General features: G+C 32.6%; 21 protein-coding genes and 3 rRNA genes. All 24 read left to right on the top strand.

Annotated features, from left to right (window positions below; genetic code table 11):
- Positions 1-24 precede the first annotated feature (24 nt).
- Positions 25-1,095, top strand: coding sequence for a pyridoxal phosphate-dependent aminotransferase (locus ACTG44_RS18900; RefSeq protein ID WP_479917736.1), 1,071 nt, complete (start codon positions 25-27; stop codon positions 1,093-1,095).
- 1 nt (position 1,096) lies between these two features.
- The gene (locus ACTG44_RS18895) at positions 1,097-1,984 is read left to right on the top strand and encodes a GHMP family kinase ATP-binding protein (RefSeq protein WP_479917735.1); all 888 of its coding nucleotides are present in this window, start codon (positions 1,097-1,099) and stop codon (positions 1,982-1,984) included.
- Entirely contained in the window at positions 1,972-2,604 is a 633-nt protein-coding gene (locus ACTG44_RS18890; RefSeq protein WP_479917734.1) for a cobalt-precorrin-8 methylmutase, read from the top strand. Before ACTG44_RS18895 ends, ACTG44_RS18890 begins: the two co-directional genes overlap by 13 nt.
- Positions 2,605-2,612: 8 nt before the next feature.
- Complete coding sequence (cbiD, locus tag ACTG44_RS18885) at positions 2,613-3,839, top strand: cobalt-precorrin-5B (C(1))-methyltransferase CbiD (RefSeq protein ID WP_479917733.1); 1,227 nt, start codon at positions 2,613-2,615, stop codon at positions 3,837-3,839.
- Positions 3,836-4,444, top strand: coding sequence for a cobalt-precorrin-7 (C(5))-methyltransferase (locus ACTG44_RS18880; RefSeq protein ID WP_021386351.1), 609 nt, complete (start codon positions 3,836-3,838; stop codon positions 4,442-4,444). The genes cbiD and ACTG44_RS18880 overlap by 4 nt, the downstream gene beginning before the upstream one ends.
- Complete coding sequence (locus ACTG44_RS18875; RefSeq protein WP_021386341.1) at positions 4,434-5,009, top strand: decarboxylating cobalt-precorrin-6B (C(15))-methyltransferase; 576 nt, start codon at positions 4,434-4,436, stop codon at positions 5,007-5,009. Before ACTG44_RS18880 ends, ACTG44_RS18875 begins: the two co-directional genes overlap by 11 nt.
- Positions 5,002-5,754, top strand: coding sequence for a cobalt-precorrin-4 methyltransferase (locus ACTG44_RS18870; RefSeq protein WP_021386369.1), 753 nt, complete (start codon positions 5,002-5,004; stop codon positions 5,752-5,754). Before ACTG44_RS18875 ends, ACTG44_RS18870 begins: the two co-directional genes overlap by 8 nt.
- The gene (locus tag ACTG44_RS18865) at positions 5,738-5,944 is read left to right on the top strand and encodes a hypothetical protein (protein WP_479917732.1); all 207 of its coding nucleotides are present in this window, start codon (positions 5,738-5,740) and stop codon (positions 5,942-5,944) included. The genes ACTG44_RS18870 and ACTG44_RS18865 overlap by 17 nt, the downstream gene beginning before the upstream one ends.
- Positions 5,945-6,563: 619 nt before the next feature.
- Entirely contained in the window at positions 6,564-7,673 is a 1,110-nt protein-coding gene (gene tnpB, locus ACTG44_RS18860) for an IS200/IS605 family element RNA-guided endonuclease TnpB (protein ID WP_479921024.1), read from the top strand.
- A gap of 129 nt (positions 7,674-7,802) precedes the next feature.
- Entirely contained in the window at positions 7,803-8,717 is a 915-nt protein-coding gene (gene cbiG / locus ACTG44_RS18855; RefSeq protein WP_479920304.1) for a cobalt-precorrin 5A hydrolase, read from the top strand.
- The gene (gene cobJ, locus ACTG44_RS18850; protein WP_169470255.1) at positions 8,714-9,439 is read left to right on the top strand and encodes a precorrin-3B C(17)-methyltransferase; all 726 of its coding nucleotides are present in this window, start codon (positions 8,714-8,716) and stop codon (positions 9,437-9,439) included. The genes cbiG and cobJ overlap by 4 nt, the downstream gene beginning before the upstream one ends.
- Positions 9,436-10,185 (top strand): precorrin-6A reductase, encoded by a 750-nt coding sequence (gene cobK, locus ACTG44_RS18845; RefSeq protein WP_021386350.1) that lies wholly within the window; start codon positions 9,436-9,438, stop codon positions 10,183-10,185. Before cobJ ends, cobK begins: the two co-directional genes overlap by 4 nt.
- Positions 10,186-10,204: 19 nt before the next feature.
- The gene (locus ACTG44_RS18840; RefSeq protein ID WP_479921023.1) at positions 10,205-11,683 is read left to right on the top strand and encodes a cobalt-factor II C(20)-methyltransferase; all 1,479 of its coding nucleotides are present in this window, start codon (positions 10,205-10,207) and stop codon (positions 11,681-11,683) included.
- Between the two features lie 30 nt (positions 11,684-11,713).
- Positions 11,714-12,619: a hydroxymethylbilane synthase gene (gene hemC / locus ACTG44_RS18835; RefSeq protein ID WP_479917728.1), complete on the top strand. Its 906-nt coding sequence runs from the start codon at positions 11,714-11,716 to the stop codon at positions 12,617-12,619.
- The gene (cobA, locus tag ACTG44_RS18830) at positions 12,609-14,108 is read left to right on the top strand and encodes a uroporphyrinogen-III C-methyltransferase (protein WP_479921022.1); all 1,500 of its coding nucleotides are present in this window, start codon (positions 12,609-12,611) and stop codon (positions 14,106-14,108) included. The genes hemC and cobA overlap by 11 nt, the downstream gene beginning before the upstream one ends.
- Positions 14,109-14,123: 15 nt before the next feature.
- The gene (hemB, locus tag ACTG44_RS18825) at positions 14,124-15,089 is read left to right on the top strand and encodes a porphobilinogen synthase (protein WP_479921021.1); all 966 of its coding nucleotides are present in this window, start codon (positions 14,124-14,126) and stop codon (positions 15,087-15,089) included.
- A gap of 152 nt (positions 15,090-15,241) precedes the next feature.
- Positions 15,242-15,820 carry a precorrin-2 dehydrogenase/sirohydrochlorin ferrochelatase family protein gene (locus tag ACTG44_RS18820; protein ID WP_479921020.1) on the top strand — a complete coding sequence of 193 codons (579 nt, stop codon included), beginning with the start codon at positions 15,242-15,244 and terminating at the stop codon, positions 15,818-15,820.
- Positions 15,821-16,013: 193 nt separating this feature from the next.
- A 16S ribosomal RNA gene (locus ACTG44_RS18815) occupies positions 16,014-17,516 on the top strand.
- 344 nt (positions 17,517-17,860) lie between these two features.
- Positions 17,861-20,758, top strand: a 23S ribosomal RNA gene (locus ACTG44_RS18810).
- 114 nt (positions 20,759-20,872) lie between these two features.
- A 5S ribosomal RNA gene (gene rrf / locus ACTG44_RS18805) occupies positions 20,873-20,989 on the top strand.
- Together the 16S, 23S and 5S rRNA genes form the textbook arrangement of a ribosomal RNA operon.
- Before the next feature lie 456 nt (positions 20,990-21,445).
- Positions 21,446-22,516 carry an ABC transporter ATP-binding protein gene (locus ACTG44_RS18800; protein ID WP_021386315.1) on the top strand — a complete coding sequence of 357 codons (1,071 nt, stop codon included), beginning with the start codon at positions 21,446-21,448 and terminating at the stop codon, positions 22,514-22,516.
- Positions 22,500-23,369 (top strand): carbohydrate ABC transporter permease, encoded by an 870-nt coding sequence (locus tag ACTG44_RS18795; protein ID WP_052328893.1) that lies wholly within the window; start codon positions 22,500-22,502, stop codon positions 23,367-23,369. Before ACTG44_RS18800 ends, ACTG44_RS18795 begins: the two co-directional genes overlap by 17 nt.
- Positions 23,370-23,411: 42 nt before the next feature.
- Positions 23,412-24,272 (top strand): carbohydrate ABC transporter permease, encoded by an 861-nt coding sequence (locus ACTG44_RS18790; RefSeq protein ID WP_479917725.1) that lies wholly within the window; start codon positions 23,412-23,414, stop codon positions 24,270-24,272.
- Between the two features lie 30 nt (positions 24,273-24,302).
- Positions 24,303-25,607, top strand: coding sequence for an ABC transporter substrate-binding protein (locus ACTG44_RS18785; RefSeq protein WP_479921019.1), 1,305 nt, complete (start codon positions 24,303-24,305; stop codon positions 25,605-25,607).
- Positions 25,608-25,655 lie beyond the last annotated feature (48 nt).

The following is a 25,655-nucleotide window of genomic DNA, read 5'->3' as shown; positions in this document are numbered from 1 at the left end:
TTTGCTAACTTAAGGGGGACATAGATGAAGGATTTAGGGCATGGTGCCAATGTAGATGAAATGGCAAAATTATATGGGAAAGACCCAAAAGAAATAATAGATTTTAGTTCAAATATAAATCCAAATGTATTACCAAATTTAGAAAGATACATTTTAAGAGGATTAAAAGAGTGTAGGAATTATCCAGATATAAACTATACAAACTTGAGAGGAAATATATCAAAATATATAGATATAAATCCAAACTTTATAATACCTGGAAATGGTGCTACAGAAGTGATTTATTTGCTTATGAGGAGTATTAAAAAAAGATTAGCTATAATAAATCCTACATTTTCAGAATATAGAAGAAGTGCTAAGTTAAACAATCTAGATATTATAGAATTAGAGTTAGATTCGGAAAATAATTTTAAACTTGATATAGATATAATAAAAAAGAACATTGAAAAATTTGACAGCTTATTTATATGTAATCCTAATAATCCTAGTGGGAATGTTCAAGACTTAAAGGAACTTGTTTACTTATTAGGTCAACACGAAAAGCTATTAATAGTTGATGAAACTTTTATGGAATTTGTTGAAGATGAAAATGAGTATAGCTTAGTAAAATATATAGAATCAAACAAAAACATATTCATCATTAAAGCTGTGACTAAGTTTTTTGGTATGCCTGGCTTAAGGTTAGGATATGGTATTACAAGCAATACTAACATTATGGACAAAATTTATGAATACAAAGAGCCATGGACTATAAATTCTTTTGCAGACATACTATCTGATTTTATTTTTGAAGATAAAGAGTATATTAGAAAGAGTAAAGAATATTACATAAAAGAAAGAAAATACATGTTACAAGAGTTGAGAAACGTAAAAAATATAAAAGTCTATGATACAGATGCTAATTTTATTTTGATAAAAATTTATAAAAAAATATCTAGAGAATTGAAAAAAGATTTGTTTAAGCAAGGAAATCTATTGGTTAGAGATGCATCTAACTTTGTAGGATTAGATGATAGTTTTATAAGAGTAGCTATAAAATCTCATGAGGATAATAAAATTCTTATAGAAAATATAAAAAGTTTATTGGGTGATTAAAATGAAATCTTATGGAATATGCCCAGCATCTTGTGGAGAGTTTGTACAAGGGATAATTGATGATGAAGAATATTTATGCTCATATGCAATAGATATGTATTCCAAAGTGTATATTGAAGAAAAATTAGTAGATATAAATTTGGGTAGATATAAGTCAAGATTGGCAATTGAGAAGGTATTTGAAAAGTTTAATTTACCTAAAAAAGATACTAAAAATATTTCTTTGAATATAGATAGTAAAATACCTATTGGAAAAGGGATGGCAAGTTCGACTGCCGATATAGGAGCTACTATAAAGGCAACATTATCATTGATAGATAAAGACTTGAGTAGTGAAGAGATTTGTAAATTAGCAGCAGAAATAGAGCCAACAGATTCTATATTTATAGACAAAAATAGCATATTTAATCCTCTAAATGGAACTGTTATAAAATACCTAGGAAATATAAGTAATGCAAAAGTTATAATACTTGAGCCCAATAAAGTACTAGATACTATGAAAATTAGGCTGAGGAAAGATTATAATACCTTAAAAATAGAAAATAGGGAAATCATAAAAAAGTCATTTACTCTTTTAGAAGAAGGATTGAAAAATGATAACTTATCTCTAGTTGGAGAGGCTTGTACTTTGAGTAGTTTAGCAAATGAAAATATAGAAAAAAAAGAGTACTTAAATGAAATCATAAAAATAGCTGAAAAATGTGGAGCATATGGAGTAAACATTGCTCACAGTGGTACAGTAATAGGTATTTTAATTGATAAGTTTATGGATGATAAAAATATAATAAATGTTTTATGTGAATCTAATATAAATTCTGTTTATAATAAGATTTATACGTTGAACATAATAAATGGAGGAATTAAGGGGGAAATAGAATGCAATACATAAAGAATCCTATGAAAATAGAAGAAAAAAGTTTTGAATTAATACAAGAGATAATAGATGAGATTAGACCAGATTATAGATTTAAGAATACTATCGAAGAAAAAATAATAAAGAGAGCTATACATACTACTGCAGATTTTGATTACTTAGACATATTAAAAATATCAGAAGAAGCAGTAGATAGTATAATAGATGCATTAAAAAATAATGCGAGTATTTATACTGATACAAATATGGCTCTTAGTGGGATAAATAAAAGAAAGCTAGAAGCATTAGGATGTAAATATAAATGTTTAGTAGCAGACGAAGAAACTGCAAAATTAGCTAAAGAGAAAGGGATTACTCGTTCCATGGCAGCAGTAGAGATTGCAGCTAAAGAAGAGGGAAGAAAGATATTTGTTTTAGGAAATGCACCAACAGCTTTATATAAAGTTATGGAGATGAAATCAGAAGGAAGATTAGATTTAGATGCAGTTATAGGTGTTCCTGTAGGTTTTGTAGGGGCACAAGAATCAAAAGACGAAGTTGAAAAAACAGATATACCATATATAATTTCTAAAGGCAGAAAAGGTGGTAGTAATTTAGCAGCAGCAATAGTAAATGCTATATTATATACTATGTAGGTATGTGTATGGAAGAATATGTGTATATAGATGGTAAAAAATATCGAAGAGGATATACTACAGGTTCATGTGCAACAGGTGCATCTAAGGCTGCTGTGTACATGTTGATGACAAAAAATAAGATTGATACTATAAATATAGATACACCTAAAGGGATACCACTATCATTAAAGGTCGATAATGTAAATATTTCTAATTCTTTTGTGGAGTGTTCCATAAAAAAAGATGGTGGAGATGACATAGATGCAACTCATACTATGGATATTTATGCAAGAGCTGAAATTGTATCCAAAAACGATGAGGATAAAGAGTATCTTACTTTATATGATATCGGTAGTGTAAGTACTAATAGTGAGAGTCAAAGTGAGTTACATAAATTTATTAGAGTTTATGGTGGGATTGGTATTGGGGTAGTAACCAAAAAAGGGCTTAGTGTAGATGTTGGTAAGCCAGCTATAAATCCTACTCCACTTAAAATGATAAACGAGGAAATAAGAAAGCTTGTAGGAAGTAATTTTGAATCTATACTTGGAGATAATAAAGTTTTAAAAATAACAATATTTGCTCCACAAGGAGAAGCAGTAGCAAAGAAAACATTTAATCCAAGATTAGGCATAGTTGGAGGAATATCTATAATAGGTACAACTGGTATTGTTGAACCTATGAGTGATGAAGGATGGAAAAAATCTTTATCTATAGAACTTCAAATGAAAAAAGAACAAGGCTTAGATAAAATAATACTGGTTCCAGGAAATCATGGAGAACAGTTTATAAGAGAGAAACTAAACTTAGATATTAAGTATGTAGTTAGAACGAGTAACTTTGTAGGCTATATGATTAAAGAAGCTCAAAGAATAGGATATAAAAAAATATTAATGGCTGGCCATATAGGTAAGTTTATAAAAGTATCTGCTGGTATCTTTAATACTCATAGTAAAGTAGCAGATGCTCGAAGTGAGATATTAGTGGCAAATTTAGCCTTAATGGGAGCTACATATGAATTTTTAAATAAAATAAATCAGTGCCTAACAGCTGAAGAAGCTGTAGATATAATAAATAATAGTGAATATAAACAGGTGTATAATATATTAAGTAATAAATGTAGAGATAGAGTAAAGCAATACTTAAATGAAGAGTCAGATGATATTGATGTGGAAGTGATGATATTTTCAATGGATAAGTCATTGTTAGGTAAATCGGATAATACAGATGCATTAGTGGAGGTCTTTATATGATAAACATAATAGGTCTAGGGCCTGGGAATTTGGACTATATAACAAAAAAAGGTGAAAACTTAATTTCCACTTCTGATGTATTAATTGGTGGTAAGAGGAATCTAGAATCTATAAAAAACTTCAAAGGAGAAAAAATAATCTTAGATTCTAATTTGAGAGAAATTATAGAGTACATAAATAATAATAAAGAAAAGCAAATATCAGTAATAGCTTCTGGCGACCCATTAATATATGGTATAGGTAGATATCTATCTAAGAATATTGACAACAAAATAATAAATATGGTTTCTGGAATTAGTTCATTACAATATATATTTTCAAAAATATACGTTGATATGAATGATGTATATATCACAAGTAGTCATGGTAAAGTACCAGATTTTGATTATATACTATCACATAAAAAAGTATGTATGGTTACAGACTCTAAGATAGGGCCAAAACAAATAAGTAAAGAAATAATGGATAGAAATCTAAATAAGATTATTGTTGTAGGAGAAAATTTGTCATATGAAAATGAAAAAATAACAATAGCAAAACCAGAAGATATAATAAGAATGGACAATTTCGAGATGAATGTTGTGGTGATTTTAGATGAAGAATAGTGAATTTATAACAGGGAAAGTTCCAATTACTAAAGAAGAAGTTAGAGCAATATCAATAAGTAAGTTGAATTTAGTTAATGCTAAAAACTTTATAGACATAGGGGCTGGTACAGGTAGTGTAAGTATTGAAGCAGCATATAATTATCCAAATTTAAATGTTATATCCATAGAAAAAAATGATGTTGCTATAGAGCTTATAGATAAAAACGTAAAAAAATTCAACTTAAAAAATATAGAAGTAATAAAAGGATATGCTCCAATCGATATAGGATTAAATACTCAGGTTGAGTCTATTTTCCTTGGTGGAACAGGAAATAATTTAGAAGAAATAATAGAATGGTCTAAAAAGAGTTTGGTTACAGGAGGAAGACTTGTAGCTAATTTTATAATAATAGATACTTTTAATCAAACTTTAAAACTACTAAAAAAATATGGATTTAAAGAAATAGATGTATGCGTTTTGAATGTTTCTAAACTAGAGAAACTAGGAAAAGGTGAATACTTTAAACCACTAAATCCTATATATATAATATCTTGTGAAAAAGGGGAAAATGATTATGAATAAAGTACATTTTGTAGGAGCAGGACCTGGAGATAAAGAATTAATAACACTAAAAGGATACAAATTATTAAGTAATGCAGATGTAGTAATATATGCAGGTTCTCTTGTTAATCCTGAACTTCTGGAATATTGTAAAGAAGATTGCCAAATACATAATAGTGCACATATGGATTTACAAGAGATAATAGATGTAATGAGAGAAGGTATAGAAAATAATAAGTCTGTTGTAAGATTGCAAACAGGTGATTTTTCTATATATGGTTCAATTAGAGAGCAAGTGGAGGATTTAAATAAATTGAATATAGACTATGATTGCACTCCAGGAGTAAGTTCTTTTTTAGGAGCAGCTTCATCTTTAGGTGTTGAATATACAGTTCCAGAAATTTCTCAAAGTGTAATTATAACAAGAATGGAAGGAAGAACTCCAGTTCCAGAGAAAGAATCAATACAATCATATGCTAAGCATCAAACATCTATGGTAATATTTTTATCTGTTCAAGAAATTGAGAAGGTTGTGTCTAGATTACTGGAAGGTGGATATCCAAAAGATACCCCTATAGCAGTTATATATAAAGCAACTTGGGCAGATGAAAAAATAGTTAAAGGAACTTTAAGTGACATAGCTGTAAAAGTTAAAGAAAATAATATAAACAAAACTGCTTTAATAATGGTTGGAAGATTCTTAGGAGAAGAATATAATAACTCAAAGTTATATGACAAGGATTTTAAACATGAGTATAGAGGGTAATATTGCTATAATCTGTATCACAGAAAATGGTAAGAATCTAGCTGTAAAGATAAAATCTTTAGTAAGTAACTGTGTTATATATCAAATAAAAAATAAAAAAAGTGATTTAAATGTTCAAGAAACATGTGTACATATAGTTCAAAAGAAATTAAGTGATTTTGTGGGAGAAGTATTTAATAAATTTGATTAAAAAATAGCTACGCACACTTGTGACTTTAGTCATGAGTTAGTAGCTAAAGTAGTCAGCGTATAGGGAAACTTATATGTAGAGATAGGATATAACCTATCCAATACTACTTGAATTGCTGGAAACCCCTAAAGCTAACCAAACTAAAACATAAGGATGAAATAAACCTAAGTGTGAAAGTTACGAAAGTAGAAAAAATTGGTTAGATGGTATAAGGTTAAACCCTAAGTACTTTAAAATGGGCAATCAGCAGGTAAACTCCGAATAGGAGAAACTTCAACGACTATTCCTCTTGAGGGAAGTACACTACAAGCTATTGGTAGTGGAAGTGGGTAGACCTTAACGGATAATGCCGAAGGATAAGATATAGTCTGTGCTTACATGAAAGTGTAAGAAGTTCATAAGAGAACTGCATAGGTAGTAGCGAACTTATGTGAACGACAACTTCAAAAATGATAAAAGTTAAGACTTACGGTTCTTACATATGTTATTTAAAAATAGATATAAAACCTTCGAAATAATTGTTTTAAATAATTACGTTTGTTAATATTATAATGGGTGATGAAAAATAGAAGTTACTCGGATATGTATATTAATAATCATAAAAAACAATTAAAGTGAGGTGATAGTAGTGAAAAAAGCTTATAAGTTTAGAATGTATCCAAATAAAAAACAGCAAGAGTTAATTAACAAAACTTTTGGATGTTGTAGATTTGTATATAATAAGTATCTTGCTAAAAAAATAGAAGTTTATGAAAACAATAAAGAAACTTTTACTTATAAACAGTGTAGTTCTGATTTGACCAATTTAAAAAGAGAATTAAAGTGGCTTAAAGAACCTGACAAATTTTCACTACAAAACACCTTAAAAGATTTAGAAAACGCATATAAAAAATTCTTTAAAGAAAATGCAGGATTTCCTAAATTTAAATCAAAGAAAACTAACAGATTTTCATATAGAACTAACTTTACCAATGGAAATATTATGTACTTTAGTCAATATATAAAATTACCTAAACTTGGTATGGTTAAAGTAAGGGATAAACAAGTACCTCAAGGGAGAATACTTAATGCTACAGTATCCAAAGAACCAAGTGGTAAATATTATGTATCACTATGTTGTACTGATATAGAGATTGAAGCATTTGAAAATACTAATAATCAGATAGGTTTAGATTTAGGAATTAAAGAGTTTTGTATCTCAAGTTGTGGAGAATTTATAGAAAATCCTAAGTATCTTCAAAAGTCATTAAACAAACTTGCTAAATTACAAAGAGAATTATCGAGAAAAACAATTGGTAGTTTAAATAGAAATAAAGCAAGGTTAAAAGTTGCAAGACTTCAAGAACATATAGCTAATCAAAGGAAGGATTTTCTACAAAAACTATCTACTAAATTAATACGAGAGAATGATATTATTTGCATAGAAGATTTACAAGTAAAGAATATGACTAAAAATCATAAACTATCTCGCTTAATTTCTGATGTGTCATGGTCAGAATTTGTTCGTCAATTAGAATATAAAGCTAATTGGTATGGTAGACAAATTGTAAAGGTAGGTAAATTCTTTGCAAGTTCACAAATATGCAATAAATGTGGGTACAAAAACGAGGAAGTTAAGAATTTAAGTATAAGAGAATGGATTTGTCCTTGTTGTAATGAAACTCACGATAGAGATATAAATGCAAGTATAAATATACTAAAAGAAGGATTAAAACTAATAAGAGTTTAAAATAGATAACTTATGTAAGAACCGTAGGAACTATGGGGATAGCCTGTGGAGAGTTTGTAAGACATATTTAAGTATGCAAAATTCTATGAAGCAGGAACCCTGTGACTTTAGTCATGGGAGGTTCAGTACATAGTATTTATAATGGCTACAGGTATAGTTGTACGAAGTATAGCACCATATATAGTGAGTAAATTTAGCGACCCAGCAATTTTAGTACTAGATGAAAAAGGCAAAAACGTAATAAGTTTATTGAGTGGGCATATTGGAGGAGCAAATAATTTAACACATTATATAAGTAATCTTATCGATGCTAACCCAGTAATAACAACAGCCACTGATGTAAATCAAAAAGCTTCCTTAGACATGATAGCAAAGAACCTAAATGCACACATTGATAACTTCAGAGAAAATGTAAAAGAAGTGAATTCTATGTTAGTTAATAATAAAGGTGTTGGCTTATATGTTGATGAAGGGTATCAAGTTGATACTAGAGGATTTAAGTTTATAGAAAACATTGATGAATTAAAAGAGAGTTTCTTAGATAAGTACATAGAAAAAGTGGTTATAATAAGCCATAAAATAAATTGTATTAGAGATGTTGAAAATTTAAATACAGATAATGAGTTTGAGAATGGTTATATTAATGAAAAAATAATAAGAGTAATTCCAAAAGATATAGTAATAGGAATTGGTTGTAGAAGAAATACAGATAGTGAGTTAATGTATAACTCGCTTGTAGAATTTCTTAATAAACAAAATATAGATATAAGAGCAATAAATATGATTGGAAGTATAGAGCTGAAAAAAGATGAGAAGGCAATCATTGATTTATCAAAAGTACTACAAATACAATTTAAAACATTTTCAATAGATGAAATATCAAAGGTGGATAATTTATTTGATAAATCCGATTTTGTTAAAAAAAATGTGGGAGTGTATTCAGTAGCAGAGCCTGTAGCATATCTTTTGAGCAAAGGTAATTTAATAGTTGAAAAACATAAATATAAAGGAATAACTTTTTCAGTGGGGAGAATAAAAATATGATATACGTTGTAGGAATTGGTCCAGGAAGCAAAGATACCATGACTTTAGAAGCAATAAAAGCAATTGAAGATTCTGAGGCTATTGTTGGATATAAAACTTATATAAATTTAATAGAAGAATTTATACAAAATAAAGAAATAATTCAAAATGGTATGAGACAAGAAGTTGACAGATGTAAACAAGCAGTAGAAGAAGCTAAAAAAGGAAAAAAGGTAGCAGTTGTAAGTAGTGGAGATGCTGGAATATATGGAATGGCAGGACTTATCTTAGAATTAATATCTAAAGAAAAAGAAGATATAAAAGTAAAAGTGATTCCAGGTGTTACTGCAAGTATTGGTGCAGCAGCGATACTTGGAGCTCCTATTATGCATGATTTTTGTCATATAAGTTTAAGTGATTTAATGACTCCATGGGAAGTAATTGAAAAAAGGTTGAAATTAGCTGCTGAAGCTGACTTTGTAATTTGTTTATATAATCCAAGAAGTAAAGGAAGAAGTGAGCATTTAAGTAAAGCATTTAAAATAATGGGTGAATTTAAAAGTGGGAATACGCCTGTTGGAGTGGTTAAAGATGTAGGCAGAGAAAAGGAAGAAAAATTTGTATGTACTTTTGAAAATATGGATTTTGAAAAAGTCGATATGACTACAATGGTTATAATTGGAAATAAATCTACTTATATTGATGGTGAGTTGATGATAACTCCAAGAGGCTATACAGTATGATTTTGATTTTAGGAGGAACTTCAGATAGCTTATCTATATGTGATAAGATAAATGAACTAAAGCAACCATATATCCTTTCAGTGACCACAGATTATGGAAAGGAACTTGCACAACGACATACAAAAAATGTAATTTTAGGGAAACTCGGAAAAGAGGAAATGCTAAAATTTATAAAAGATAACCATATAGTAAAAATAATAGATGCAACTCATCCTTATGCAGTTGAAGTATCTAAAAATGCTATGTATTGTGCAAAACTATCAAATATAGAATATATAAGATTTGAGAGAAAATCTCTAATTGAAAAAATAGATTATGATAATAAGTTTATAGTAAATACAATTGAAGAAGCCTGTGAAATAGCAAATAAAATAGGAAAAAATATATTCATAGGAACAGGAAGTAAAAATTTGAATAGATTTGTAGAAGAAATAAATGATAAAAACTTAGTAGTTAGAGTTCTTCCAACTAGTGAAGTTATACTAAGTTGTGAAAAATTAGGTTTAAACGCAGACAATATAGTAGCTATGAAAGGGCCGTTTAGCCAGTGTATAAACGAAGAAACTTATAAACATTATGACATAGACTTAGTTATAACAAAAGAAAGTGGAATAGCAGGTGGTTTCTTAGAAAAAGTAAATGCATGTAAAAGTTTCAATATACCAGTGATAATTATTAAGAGAGAATCAATTAACTATGAAAATGTAATTAATGATATAAACAAAATTAAAGACATACTTGTATAATTTTTTAGGAGGAGAACATATGAAGAAGGCCTTATTAGTAGTGAGTTTTGGTACAAGCTATAATGAAACGAGAGAAAAGACAATAGATATATGTGAAAATAAAATAAAAAATTCATTAAAAAATTACGATTTTTTTAGAGCCTATACATCAAATATGATAATAAATAAAATAAGAAAAAGAGATGGAATAGAGATAGACAATCCAATACAAGCTTTAGATAAAATATATGAACAAGGATATGATGAAGTAATAATTCAAACTCTTCATATTATATGTGGAGAAGAATTTAACAAGTTAAAAGAACAAGTGGAAAGCTACTCATCTAAATTTAAAAAGATTGTATTAGGTAGACCTTTACTTACACATATTGAGGACTATCAAGAATCTGTAGAGGCAATTAAGCATCAAATCCCTCATATGGAAAATGATGAAGCAGTAGTATTCATGGGTCATGGAACTATTCATGAGTCACATTCGGCATATCCAGCATTAGAGTATATGCTTAGAGATAATGGAGTAAATGCTTATGTTGGTACAGTTGAAGGTTATCCAGAAATAGAACATGTAATAAGAAGATTAAAAGAAGGAAATATAAAAACTGTAAATCTAATGCCATTTATGTTAGTTGCAGGTGACCATGCTATAAATGATATGGCAGGAGATGAAGAAGATTCTTGGAAAACAATCTTAGAAGAGAATGGGTTTAATGTAAATATACATTTAAAAGGCTTAGGTGAAAATCCTTATATACAAGATAAGTTTGTTAGTCATGCGATTAAATGTGCAGAAAATGTTAAATTTTATGGTATAGGAGCAGGGCCAGGAGATAGTTCTTTACTTACAATGAAGGCAGTTAGCACATTAAAGAAACTAGATATTTTATATACTCCAGAATCAAAAAAAGGTGGAGATAGCTTAGCTTTATCAATAGTTAAAGAATACTTAAATGAATCAATAGAGATAAAATCTAGACATTTTCCAATGTGTTTTGATGGAAATGAAAAGAATATAGCATGGGACAATGTAGCTGAAGAGATTGCTGCAGATGTTAAGAATGGAAAAAATGTAGGGTTTGTAACATTAGGGGACCCTATGATTTATAGTACATATGTGTACATAATGGAGAGAATATCAGATGAGATAGAGGTTGAGACTATACCAGGAATTTCATCATTTTCTAATATAGCATCTAATCAAAATTTCCCACTAGTTATGGATAAGGAAGCCTTAGTAATAGTTCCTTGTACTATGGAAGATGATAAAATAGAACTTGCTTTACAAAATTATAACTCAATAGTATTGATGAAAGTTTATAAGAATTTTAAAGAAATAATAAAGAAACTAGAAAAATATAATCTAATAGAACATGCTATTTTAGTAAGTAACTCGTCTCAAGAAGGTGAAACTGTATTTAAAGATTTACGAGAGGCACATCTTGAAGATAAGATATCTTATTTTTCTACAATACTAGTAAATAAAGAGAACAAAATAAAATAGATGAAGGTAACATTTTAAAGGAGATTTAGTATGAATATCGTGGTTGGAACTAGGGGTAGTAATCTAGCACTTATACAAACAGAATGGGTAATTAATGAACTAAAAAAGAAGTATCCAAATATTAATTTTGAGATTAAAGTTATAAAGACAAAAGGGGACTTGATTCAAAATGTTTCCCTAGATAAAATAGGCGATAAAGGATTGTTTGTTAAAGAAATAGAGCAACAACTATTGGATGGAAAAATAGATATAGCAGTACATAGTATGAAGGATATGCCCTCTTATTTAGCAGATGGACTAAAATTTGCTCATACACCTAAGAGAGAAGACCCAAGAGATGTTCTAATACTTAGAGAAGGATATAAAAACTTAGACGATTTACCTCATGGAGCAGTAATAGGAACAGGAAGTAAAAGAAGAAAATTTCAATTATTAAAGCAAAGACCTGACCTAAATATAGTACAAGTTAGAGGTAATGTGGAAACTAGAATACGAAAAATAAAAGATGAAAATATGCATGGGATTGTGTTAGCTGCATCAGGAATAATAAGAGCGAATTTACAAGAAAAAATAAGTTCTTATTTACCTGTTGATGTTGTTATACCAGCACCTGCTCAAGGAGCTTTGGCTATAGAAATAAGAAGTAATGATAGTAATATAGAAGAAATAGTAAATTCACTAAAAGATGAAAATACAGAAATCCAAATATTAGCTGAGAGAGGTTTTTTGGATGGTGTTAATGGAAGTTGTCATATTCCAATGGCAGCTTATTGTGAAATAATCCAAGATAAGATACATCTTACTGGTCTATATGGAGATTCAGAAGGGACTAAAGTAGTAATTAAGTCTATAGATGGAGATATTTCTTCCCCTAGAGAGTTAGGTTTAAAGTTAGCTAAACTTGTGTTGAAGGAGTATGAGAATTATGAAGGGTAAAGTTTACTTAGTAGGAGCAGGACCAGGAGATTATAAACTCATGACTTTAAAAGGCCTAGAGTGTATAAGAAAATCAGATGTAATAGTATATGATAGATTAGCAAATAGTAGTTACTTAAGAGAGGCTAAGCCTGATTGTGAACTTATATATGTAGGAAAGGCATCAAGTAATCATATTTTGCCACAGGAAGATATAAATAGAATTATAGCAGAGAAAGCTAAAGAAGGAAAATATGTGACTCGTCTTAAGGGGGGAGACCCTTATGTATTTGGTAGAGGAGGCGAAGAAGCAGAGACTTTAGTAGATGAGGGGATAGAATTTGAAGTAGTTCCAGGAATAACTTCTGCTATAGGAGGCTTATGTTATGCTGGTATACCTATAACACATAGAGAACATGCTTCATCTTTTCATGTAATAACAGGTCACTTGAAAGGTGATGATAGTGGGGAATTAAATTGGAATGCTCTTGCAAACAATAAAGGGACTCTTGTGTTTTTAATGGGAATATCAAACTTAAAGAAAATAAGTGAAAACTTAATGAAACAGGGAAAAGATAAAGATACACCAGTTGCTCTTATAAGTTGGGCAACTAGGTACAATCAAAGAGTAGTTACATCTACACTTGAGAATGTTTATGAAACTGCTATTAAAGAAGAAGTAAAGCCGCCAACCCTTATAGTAGTTGGAAGCGTTGTAGGTCTTAGAGAAAAGTTGAATTTCTTTGAGAATAAGCCTTTATTTGGAAAAAGTATTGCTGTAACTAGGTCTAGAAATCAAAATAGTGTATTGGTGGAAAAAATAATGGATTTAGGTGGAAATCCAGTTGAAATACCTACTATAAAGATAGAAAAGATACAAAATAATATTAAGTTAGAAAACGAAATAAAAAATATAAACAAATATAATTATCTAATATTAACTAGTAAAAACGCTGTAGAAATCTTTTTTAAAAAGATATATGAAATGAATTTTGATTTAAGAATATTATCTAATTTAAAAATATGTGCTATAGGCTCTGCTACATCAAATGAATTGAAAAAAAGAGGAATTATAGCAGATATAGTACCTAAAAAGTTTGTAGCAGAATCACTATATGAAGAGCTAATGCCTATTTTGAAAAGTAGTGATAATATACTTATACCAAGAGCAGAAAATGCTAGAGACTATCTAGTTGACAAGCTTAAGGATATTTGTGAAGTAACAGAAGTACATACATATAGAACATTAATAGATGAAGGTAAAAAAGATGAGATATTAGATATTTTAAATTCTAAAGATATAGATTATATAACTTTTACTAGTTCTTCAACAGTAAATAATCTTGTTGAAATTATAGGAAAAGAAAATATTAAAATATTAGACAAAATAAAAACGCTATCCATAGGACCTATAACTACAGATACAATAAATAGTTTGGGAATAAAGCTATATAAAGAAGCTACTAAATCTACTATAGATTCATTGATAGATTTAATCATAAAAAATTAATTTTGGAGGATTACTATGTTAAGAAGACCAAGAAGACTAAGAGCAAGTAAAGCAATAAGAAATTTAGTAAGAGAAACTAAATTGAATGTAGAAGATTTAATATACCCGCTGTTTGTAGTAGAGGGAGAAAATATTAAAGAAGAAATTAAATCTTTACCAGATGTTTATCATTTATCTATAGATAAGTTAGAAGAAGAAATAAAAGAAATAAGTGAGTTAGGAATTGAACATATAATGTTATTTGGAGTGCCAGATGAAAAAGATGAGTGTGCTTCACAAGCATTTAATGATAATGGAATAGTTCAAAAGGCAATTAGAAAAGTTAAAGAGATAAATCCAGATATGAATGTAATAACAGATGTCTGTATGTGTCAATATACAAGTCATGGACATTGTGGAATTTTAACTGATACTGGCTATGTTGATAATGATAAATCATTAGAGTATTTAGCTAAAATATCTGTAAGTCATGCTAAAGCTGGAGCAGATATGGTAGCTCCATCTGATATGATGGATGGAAGAATACAAGCGATAAGAGACGCTTTAGATGAAAATGGGTTAGAGAATATAGGAATAATGGCTTACAGTGTTAAATACGCTTCAAATTTCTATGGACCTTTTAGAGAAGCAGCTCATTCAGCACCATCTTTTGGTGATAGAAAAACATATCAAATGGACCCAGCAAATAGCAATGAAGCTATAATAGAAACTGAGCTTGATATATTAGAAGGTGCAGACATACTTATGGTTAAACCTGCATTATCATATTTAGATATCATAAGAAGAGTTAAAGACAATTTTGATTTACCTCTAGCAGCTTATAATGTAAGTGGAGAATACTCTATGCTTAAGTATGCTGTAAAAGAAGGTTTATTAAATGAAGATGTAATTCTTGAATCAATTACATCTATAAAAAGAGCAGGAGCAGATATAATAATAACTTATTTTGCTAAAGATATTGCGAGATTGCTACAAAAATAGATTCTATAAAGAAAAAGAATTATAAAAAGTATAGGAATTGTAATTAGATATTCTATAGTGTTTTTATTTAGAGCTTTATTAAATAAGAATAGATACTAATTTATAATTTCTATACTTTATTTATGTAATTAAATAAATTTTGGAGGTATAAAATGCTATATCCTATTAATTTAAAATTAGATGATTTAGATGTAGTTATAATTGGTGGAGGAGAAGTTGCATATAGAAAATGTAAGAATTTTTTAAACTTTAATAAGAGTGTTACTATAGTTTCTAAACAACTTTCAAATAGGTTTTATGATTTAGAAGGAGATATAAGGATAATAAAAGATGATTATAAAGAAATGTATATAGAAAATGCTTCTGTAATAATTGCTGCCACAAATAACAGAGAATTGAATATGGAAATAGGATTATATTGTAGAACAAAAAAGAAGTTAGTAAATGTTGTTGATAATGTAGAGGTATCAAATTTTACTGTCCCATCATATATAAAAAGAGGTGATTTGCTTATAAGTATATCTACTGGGGGTAAGAGCCCTTCATTATCATCAAAGATAAAAAAGGAGCTTGAAGAGATATATACTGAAGATTATGAGGAATATTTAAATGTATTAGGTGATATTAGAAAAAAAGTTATAGAAAAATATGAAGATAAAATCAAAAGAAAAGATATGCTTAATATGTTGATAACACTCGATTTAGAAGAGTTAAAGAAACTTGATATATGAAAAATAAAATAAAAAATATTAAAAAGGTGTTGACGGATTATTTTTAAGGTGATATAGTATTACTTGTCCTTAAGAAAAGGGCAAACATGAAAAATGAACTTTGAAAATTAAACAGTAGGTTAATTTATAAAACAAGAAACAAACCATAAAGCCAGATATTTTGATAACAATAGTATCTGAGCCTGATAAACTTTTATTTGAGAGTTTGATCCTGGCTCAGGATGAACGCTGGCGGCGTGCCTAACACATGCAAGTTGAGCGATTTACTTCGGTAAAGAGCGGCGGACGGGTGAGTAACGCGTGGGTAACCTACCCTGTACACACGGATAACATACCGAAAGGTATGCTAATACGGGATAATATATTTGAGAGGCATCTCTTAAATATCAAAGGTGAGCCAGTACAGGATGGACCCGCGTCTGATTAGCTAGTTGGTAAGGTAACGGCTTACCAAGGCGACGATCAGTAGCCGACCTGAGAGGGTGATCGGCCACATTGGAACTGAGACACGGTCCAAACTCCTACGGGAGGCAGCAGTGGGGAATATTGCACAATGGGCGAAAGCCTGATGCAGCAACGCCGCGTGAGTGATGAAGGCCTTCGGGTCGTAAAACTCTGTCCTCAAGGAAGATAATGACGGTACTTGAGGAGGAAGCCCCGGCTAACTACGTGCCAGCAGCCGCGGTAATACGTAGGGGGCTAGCGTTATCCGGATTTACTGGGCGTAAAGGGTGCGTAGGCGGTCTTTCAAGTCAGGAGTGAAAGGCTACGGCTCAACCGTAGTAAGCTCTTGAAACTGGGAGACTTGAGTGCAGGAGAGGAGAGTGGAATTCCTAGTGTAGCGGTGAAATGCGTAGATATTAGGAGGAACACCAGTTGCGAAGGCGGCTCTCTGGACTGTAACTGACGCTGAGGCACGAAAGCGTGGGGAGCAAACAGGATTAGATACCCTGGTAGTCCACGCTGTAAACGATGAGTACTAGGTGTCGGGGGTTACCCCCCTCGGTGCCGCAGCTAACGCATTAAGTACTCCGCCTGGGAAGTACGCTCGCAAGAGTGAAACTCAAAGGAATTGACGGGGACCCGCACAAGTAGCGGAGCATGTGGTTTAATTCGAAGCAACGCGAAGAACCTTACCTAAGCTTGACATCCCAATGACATCTCCTTAATCGGAGAGTTCCCTTCGGGGACATTGGTGACAGGTGGTGCATGGTTGTCGTCAGCTCGTGTCGTGAGATGTTGGGTTAAGTCCCGCAACGAGCGCAACCCTTGTCTTTAGTTGCCATCATTAAGTTGGGCACTCTAGAGAGACTGCCAGGGATAACCTGGAGGAAGGTGGGGATGACGTCAAATCATCATGCCCCTTATGCTTAGGGCTACACACGTGCTACAATGGGTAGTACAGAGGGTTGCCAAGCCGTAAGGTGGAGCTAATCCCTTAAAGCTACTCTCAGTTCGGATTGTAGGCTGAAACTCGCCTACATGAAGCTGGAGTTACTAGTAATCGCAGATCAGAATGCTGCGGTGAATGCGTTCCCGGGTCTTGTACACACCGCCCGTCACACCACGGGAGTTGGAGACGCCCGAAGCCGATTATCTAACCTTTTGGAAGAAGTCGTCGAAGGTGGAATCAATAACTGGGGTGAAGTCGTAACAAGGTAGCCGTATCGGAAGGTGCGGCTGGATCACCTCCTTTCTAAGGAGAATTACCTACTGTTTAATTTTGAGGGTTCGTTTTTACGAATACTCAAAATTAGCACTTTAAGCAACAGAATAAACTGAACGAATGTGAAGTTTGTTTGTTGGCGCTGTGCGTTAGCACTTTAAGCAACAGAATAAACTGAACGAATGTGAAGTTTGTTTGTTGGCGACGTGCGTTAGCACTTTAAGCAACGGGATTTATACGTTGGCGATGTGCGTTAGCACTTTGAAAACTGCATATATATTTAGTGATATGACATCTAATTTGTAATATATAAAGCTGATAACTTTTAAAAATTATCAAGTTGATAGACTTTAATCTATCAAACCTTTTTAACTGGTCAAGTTATTAAGGGTGCAGGGCGGATGCCTTGGCACTAGGAGCCGATGAAGGACGTGATAAGCTGCGATAAGCTTCGGGGAGTTGCACGTAAACTTTGATCCGAAGATTTCCGAATGAGGAAACTCACTTAGAGTAATGTCTAAGTATCATTAAGTGAATACATAGCTTAATGAGGGGAACTCAGGGAACTGAAACATCTAAGTACCTGAAGGAAGAGAAAGAAATTCGATTCCGTAAGTAGCGGCGAGCGAACGCGGAATAGCCCAAACCAATAAAGTTTTCTTTATTGGGGTTGCGGACATATCATAACGAAGAGGTATCGTAATTGAAGAGGTTTGGAAAGACCCACCACAGAAGGTAATAGTCCTGTATGTTAAACGAGAAAACTTCAGATATGATCCAGAGTACCACGGGACACGTGAAACCCTGTGGGAAGCAGGAGGGACCACCCTCCAAGGCTAAATACTACCTAGTGACCGATAGCGTATAGTACCGTGAGGGAAAGGTGAAAAGAACCCCGGGAGGGGAGTGAAATAGAACCTGAAACCCTGCACTTACAAGCTGTGGAAGCACATTTCTTGTGTGACCGCGTACTTTTTGTAGAACGGGCCAACGAGTTACGTTAAGTAGCAAGGTTAAGCACTTAAGGTGTGGAGCCGTAGCGAAAGCGAGTTTTAACTGAGCGTTCAGTTACTTGACGTAGACCCGAAACCGGGCGACCTACCCATGAGCAGGATGAAGCGAAAGTAAAATTTCGTGGAGGTCCGAACCCACGAGCGTTGAAAAGCTCGGGGATGACTTGTGGGTAGCGGTGAAATTCCAATCGAGCCCGGAGATAGCTGGTTCTCCCCGAAATAGCTTTAGGGCTAGCCTCAAGGTGAGAGATACGGAGGTAGAGCACTGAATGTCCTAGGGGGTATTGCACCTACCGAAGACTATCAAACTCCGAATGCCGTCATCTTATACTTGGGAGTCAGACTGTGGGTGATAAGATTCATAGTCGAAAGGGCAACAGCCCAGATCGTCAGCTAAGGTCCCTAAATGTAAGTTAAGTGGTAAAGGATGTGGGATTGCACAGACAACCAGGATGTTGGCTTAGAAGCAGCCACTCATTCAAAGAGTGCGTAATAGCTCACTGGTCGAGTGATCCTGCGCCGAAGATTTCCGGGGCTAAAACTTACTACCGAAGCTACGGCATCAGTAATGATGGGTAGGGGAGCTTCCCATACGGGTTGAAGCATGACCGTAAGGACATGTGGACAGTATGGGAGTGAGAATGTTGGCATGAGTAGCGAGATGTGGGTGAGAATCCCACAGGCCGTAAACCCAAGGTTTCCAGGGGAAGGTTCGTCCGCCCTGGGTTAGTCGGGACCTAAGCTGAGGCCGAAAGGCGTAGGTGATGGACAACAGGTTGATATTCCTGTACTACCGATAACCGTTTGAGAGATGGGATGACACAGTAGGATAAGCTAAGCACACTGTTGGTTATGTGTGCCCAAGCATTGAGGCAGTCAGAGTAGGTAAATCCGCTTTGATAATGCTGGGATGTGATGGGGAGCGAAATTTAGTAGCGAAGTAGCTGATTTCACACTGTCAAGAAAAGTCTCTATCGAGGTTAAAGGTACCCGTACCGCAAACCGACACAGGTGGGTGAGGAGAGTATCCTAAGGCCCGCGAGAGAACTGTTGTTAAGGAACTCGGCAAAATGACCCCGTAACTTAGGGATAAGGGGTGCCACCATCCGGTGGCCGCAGAGAATAGGCCCAAGCGACTGTTTACCAAAAACATAGGTTTCTGCTAAGTCGCAAGACGATGTATAGGAGCTGACGCCTGCCCGGTGCTGGAAGGTTAAGGGGATCTGTTAGAGCAATCGAAGCAGTGAACTTAAGCCCCAGTAAACGGCGGCCGTAACTATAACGGTCCTAAGGTAGCGAAATTCCTTGTCGGGTAAGTTCCGACCCGCACGAAAGGCGTAACGATTTGGGCACTGTCTCAACAACAGACTCGGTGAAATTGTAATTCCGGTGAAGATGCCGGATACCTGCGACAGGACGGAAAGACCCCATGGAGCTTTACTGTAGCTTGACATTGGGTCTTGGTACTACATGTACAGGATAGGTGGGAGGCTTTGAAACCAGGACGCCAGTTTTGGCGGAGCCATCCTTGGGATACCACCCTTGTAGTACTGGGACTCTAACCATAGGCCATGAATCTGGTCTTGGGACACTGTCAGGTGGGCAGTTTGACTGGGGCGGTCGCCTCCCAAAAGGTAACGGAGGCGCTCAAAGGTTCTCTCAGTACGGTCGGAAATCGTACGTAGAGTGTAAAGGCAAAAGAGAGCTTGATTGCAAGACATACAGGTCGAGCAAGGATGAAAATCGGACTTAGTGATCCGGTGGTTCTGCGTGGAAGGGCCATCGCTCAACGGATAAAAGCTACCCTGGGGATAACAGGCTTATCTCCCCCAAGAGTCCACATCGACGGGGAGGTTTGGCACCTCGATGTCGGCTCATCACATCCTGGGGCTGTAGTAGGTCCCAAGGGTTGGGCTGTTCGCCCATTAAAGTGGTACGCGAGCTGGGTTCAGAACGTCGTGAGACAGTTCGGTCCCTATCCGTCGCAGGCGTAGGAAATTTGAGAAGACCTGTCCTTAGTACGAGAGGACCGGGATGGACGTACCTCTGGTGTACCAGTTGTTCTGCCAAGGGCATGGCTGGGTAGCTATGTACGGAATGGATAAGCGCTGAAAGCATCTAAGCGCGAAGCCAACTTCAAGATAAGATTTCCCACCGCAAGGGTAAGACCCCAGAAAGACTATCTGGTTGATAGGTCGAAGGTGTAAGTGCAGCAATGTATTTAGCTTATCGATACTAATAGGTCGAGGACTTGACCAAATTATTTGATGTTCATTCAGTAAAATATATGTGTAGTTTTTAGAGTGCTAACTCTAAAGAAACTAGTATTACTAGATTCTAATAACTTAATAGAAATATTAAGCATAAAGATTATGTGGTTACAATAGCAGAGAGGATACACCTGTTCCCATTCCGAACACAGAAGTTAAGCTCTCTAGCGCTGATGGTACTTGGTGGGAAACTGCCTGGGAGAGTAGGACGTAGCCACGTAATTTTTTTTTGAGTAAATTTATTAAAATTAAAAAAAGTTTTGTATTTTATGTTTAGACCCTGCAAATTTGGGACATAATATAATTGTAAAACTTAATATAGCAAAAATAAATTACTCAATCTCCCCCACTTAAAGGCCTCTATCCCCCATAGAGGTCTTTTTTATTTTCAACTCTAATTTTATAAAAATAAATAGTCTTATATATTATTCTATAAATTAAAATTATCTTGTGATAGGAAACATTAAATATAGAAATTATAGAAAATCATAAATTACTTAAACAACATATTCATTTAACTTTATTATATTTAACAAAAAATGTTTATAATTTAACCTTCATTTTAATAAATTTACTATATATTCACTTTGCCTTAATATATCCTTTACAAATTAATAGTATTATTAATCTATAAGTAAATCGTAAAATCAAATCAAATATTTTAGGAGGATAAAAAATGGCAGATATAAGGCTAGAAAATGTCACAAAATCTTATAATAAAAAAAATCCCGTTATAGAAAACTTAAATCTTACTATAGAAGATGGTTCTTTTACAGTGTTGGTAGGGCCAAGTGGATGTGGTAAATCTACTACACTAAGAATGATTGCAGGTCTTGAAGAGATAACTTCAGGAAAACTAAAGATTGAAGAAAATGATGTAACAAAAACGGATGCTAGTAAAAGGGATATAGCTATGGTATTTCAAAACTATGCATTATATCCACATATGACTGTCAAAGAAAATATAGAATTTGGTCTTAAAAATAAGAAAGTACTTAAAGAAAGAAGAGAACAACTTATAACAGAAGTTATTGATGTAGTAGGATTACAAGAATATTTAAATGTAAAACCAAGCAATCTATCTGGAGGACAAAGACAAAGAGTAGCACTTGCTAGAGCGATGGTTAAAAATCCAAAGGTATTTTTAATGGATGAGCCATTATCAAATTTAGATGCTAAATTAAGAAATCAGATGAGGACAGAATTAATACAATTACATCAAAAACTGAAATCTACATTTGTTTATGTAACACATGACCAGGTTGAAGCAATGTCTATGGCAGATAAGATAGTTATAATGAACAAAGGAAAGATAATGCAAATAGGTTCTCCAAAGAAAATATATCAAAATCCTAAAAACTTATTTGTGGCACAGTTTATTGGAAATCCTTGTATGAACATATTAAATATCAAGAATGATGTCAAGTTTGGATTTAGACCAGAAAAAGCAACATTAGAGAGTATAAATATAGATGGAAAAAATGACGGTGTATTTAGCCTATTTGGAAAGGTCATGACTAAAGAAGTCTTGGGAAATGAAACTATATATTGTCTGTCTGTTCTTGATAGTGAGATAAGAGTTAAAACAGAAAATGATATATTTGATATTGGAAGAACTTTAAGAATAAGTGTGTTAGAAAAAGATTTATATTATTTTGATAAACATGGAGAAAGAATAGAAGATATAAAAAAATGTAAAAATATGTATTCTAAAATTAAAGGAGATATTTATGAAAAAGCGATTTAATAAAGCCTATTTATATATAACACCTGCTATTATAGGAACTCTATTGTTTATAGTATATCCAATAATTAAGACAATATCTCTAAGTTTCAAATCAGGTAGTCTTCTTAGTTCAACTTTTGAAAATGTAGGTTTAAACAACTATACAGAACTCTTAAAGAATCCAGAATTCATACAGACTATAACGAATACTGCAATTTATACTTTTTTTATGGTGGCTATATCTATCTCATTAGCTGTAGTACTTGCTGTTTGGTTAAATAAAAACTCTATAATACACAATTTGACACAAAGTATAATCTTTACACCACATGTAATTTCACTAGTATCTGTAGCTGTATTGTGGCTTTGGATTATGGAGCCGCAATATGGCTTTTTAAACTGGATACTGTCAACACTGCATTTACCAACATCAAAATGGCTTTCAAGTGAAAGTTCAGCTTTAATGTCACTTATTCTAATAGGGATATGGAAAACACTTGGATACAATATTTTAATCGTGTTATCAGGTCTTAAATCTATACCAAACTATATATATGAGGCATCTAAACTAGATAATGCAAACAAGATAACAAATTTCTTTAAAGTGACATTGCCATTATTGTCACCAACAATATTTTTTCTTATGATAACAACAACAACTGCATCATTTCAAGTATTTGATGAAATAAGTATAATGACACAAGGTGGTCCACTAGGTTCAACCAACATGTTATCTTACTATATATATGAGTCTGGATTTATATATTATGATATAGGACAAGCAAGTGCAGCGAGTATGTTTTTACTGGCTATAGTTATGATTGCTACATATGCTAATTTCAGATTACTGTCAAAGAAAGTTCACTATCAATAAAGAGAAATAGACACTATAAGGCCTATCAAGAAGGAGGAGAAAATGGATATTATACAACCCATCAAAAAAGATAAAATTGATATAAAAAAAATAGCATCAAAATCAATAGAAGTATTAATTTTACTACTTTTATCTGCAATATTTATATTCCCTTTTATATGGATGTTATCAACATCTTTTAAAAATCCACAAGAAATGATGCAATTACCCCCTACTATTATACCAAATGATATAGTGCTAGAAAATTATAGTACAGCATGGAATTCAGGTCCATTTTTTAGATATTTACTAAATAGTGTATTTGTAACAGGAAGTGTTTTAATTATACAGTTTTTAGTGATGGTTCCAGCAGCGTATGCATTTTCTAAAATTAAATTTAAAGGTGAGAAGGTACTATTTGGGCTTTTGCTTATGGGACTTATGATTCCACCACAAGTAACTTTTCTACCAGTATATATGATGATGAGTAAGTTTGGATTTATAAATACATATGTTCCTCTTATAATTCCATTTATGACATCTTCATTTGGCATATTCTTGCTTAGACAAAATTTTATGCAGATTTCAGATGAGATTATTGAAGCAGCTAAACTAGATAATGCTTCTGATTTAAAAATAATGTTTAAAATAATGGTTCCCATGGCTAAACCAGCAGTAATAACATTTATATTATTTAATTTTATATATCATTGGAATAATTACTTCTGGCCTCTAGTAATGACAAACACAGATGCCATAAGAACTTTACCAATAGGAGTAGCACTTCTTAAATCTTCAGAAGGAATTACTGCATGGAATGTAATAATGGCAGGAAATATAATTCTAATTTTACCAATAATTCTTGTATATATATTTGCAAATAAAAAGGTAAAAGAAGCCTTTATGTATTCAGGAATAAAATAAAAAATTAAAGACTAAATTTGGAGGATGAAAATGAAGCTTAAAAGAAAATTAACAACAGGATTAGCAATAACATTATTATTAGGTTCTTTAGTTGGGTGTTCAAATTCTAATGATTCAAATGCATCTAAAGGGGAAAAGACTGATAGCAATATTACAAAGATAGATTTTTGGGCCCCTTTAGGTGGAACTAATGGTGAAACTGCACAAAAAATGGTTGACCAGTTTAATAGTGAACATAAGGATGTACAGGTAAATATGTTGAAACAGAAAGATTATTATGAAAATGCAACAAAATTACAGGCAGCTTTAACTTCTAAAGACCAACCAGATGTAACATTATTAGAAATAACTCAAACAGGTACATTTGCATCGGCAGGTGCTTTAGTAGATATGAGCAAGTATTTTGATAAAACATACCAAGAAAGATTTTTTTCTGGTCTTTTAACAAATTCCTATTATGAAAATAAGTTTGTTGGAATGCCATTTAACAGAAGTACACCAATATTATACATAAATAAAGATATGGCAACTAAAGCAGGTTTTGACCCTTCAGGTCCAAAATCATGGGAAGAGCTTAAAGAGTATTCTAGTAAAATGACAAATAAATCAGAAGATACTTATGGTTTTGAAACACCAATAGATATTTGGTTTTATGAAGCTATGGTAATGCAAAGTGGTGGAGAAATAGCTAATGGTAAAAAAGTAGCATTTAATAATGAAGCAGGACAAGCACCAGTTAAATTCTGGCAAGATATGATGAAAGATGGAATAATGAAAATGCCTCCTGGTGAAGATTATAATGCTTGGGATGTGGCAAAACAAGACTTTGTAAATGGTAAAGTAGGTATGATATTCACATCAACAGCAGATTTAGCAGGACTTATGCAACAAACAGAAGGTAAATTTGAAATATCAACAGCATTTTTACCAAAGAATCAAAAATACGCAACTCCTACAGGTGGAGCAAACCTAGTTATGCTTGAAGGTGGAACAGATAAAGAAAAAGAAGCAAGTGCAGAGTTTATAAAATGGATGACTCAAACAGACAAGATAGTTCAATTCAGTTCATCAACAGGGTACTTACCAACAACTGAAGATGCAACTAAGTCAGAAAAATTACAAACACTATATAAAGAAAAACCTCAATACAAAGTTGCAACTGACCAATTACAATATGCTGTCGCACTTCCAATGCTAAATGGATATAAAGAAGCAACTGATAAGTTAATGGATGAGATTAAAAAGGGACTTACTGATTTAAATATATCTCCAAAAGATGCAGTAAGTAAAGGAACTTCTGCAATGCAAGCAGTGATAGATAAAACAAATAAATAATTATGTAGACCTGTAACTGATTAAAAGTATTTAATAATATATGAATGA

It is taken from the genome of Clostridioides sp. LIBA-2809, assembly GCF_056688965.1.
This window is presented reverse-complemented; position numbering and strand designations above follow the sequence as displayed.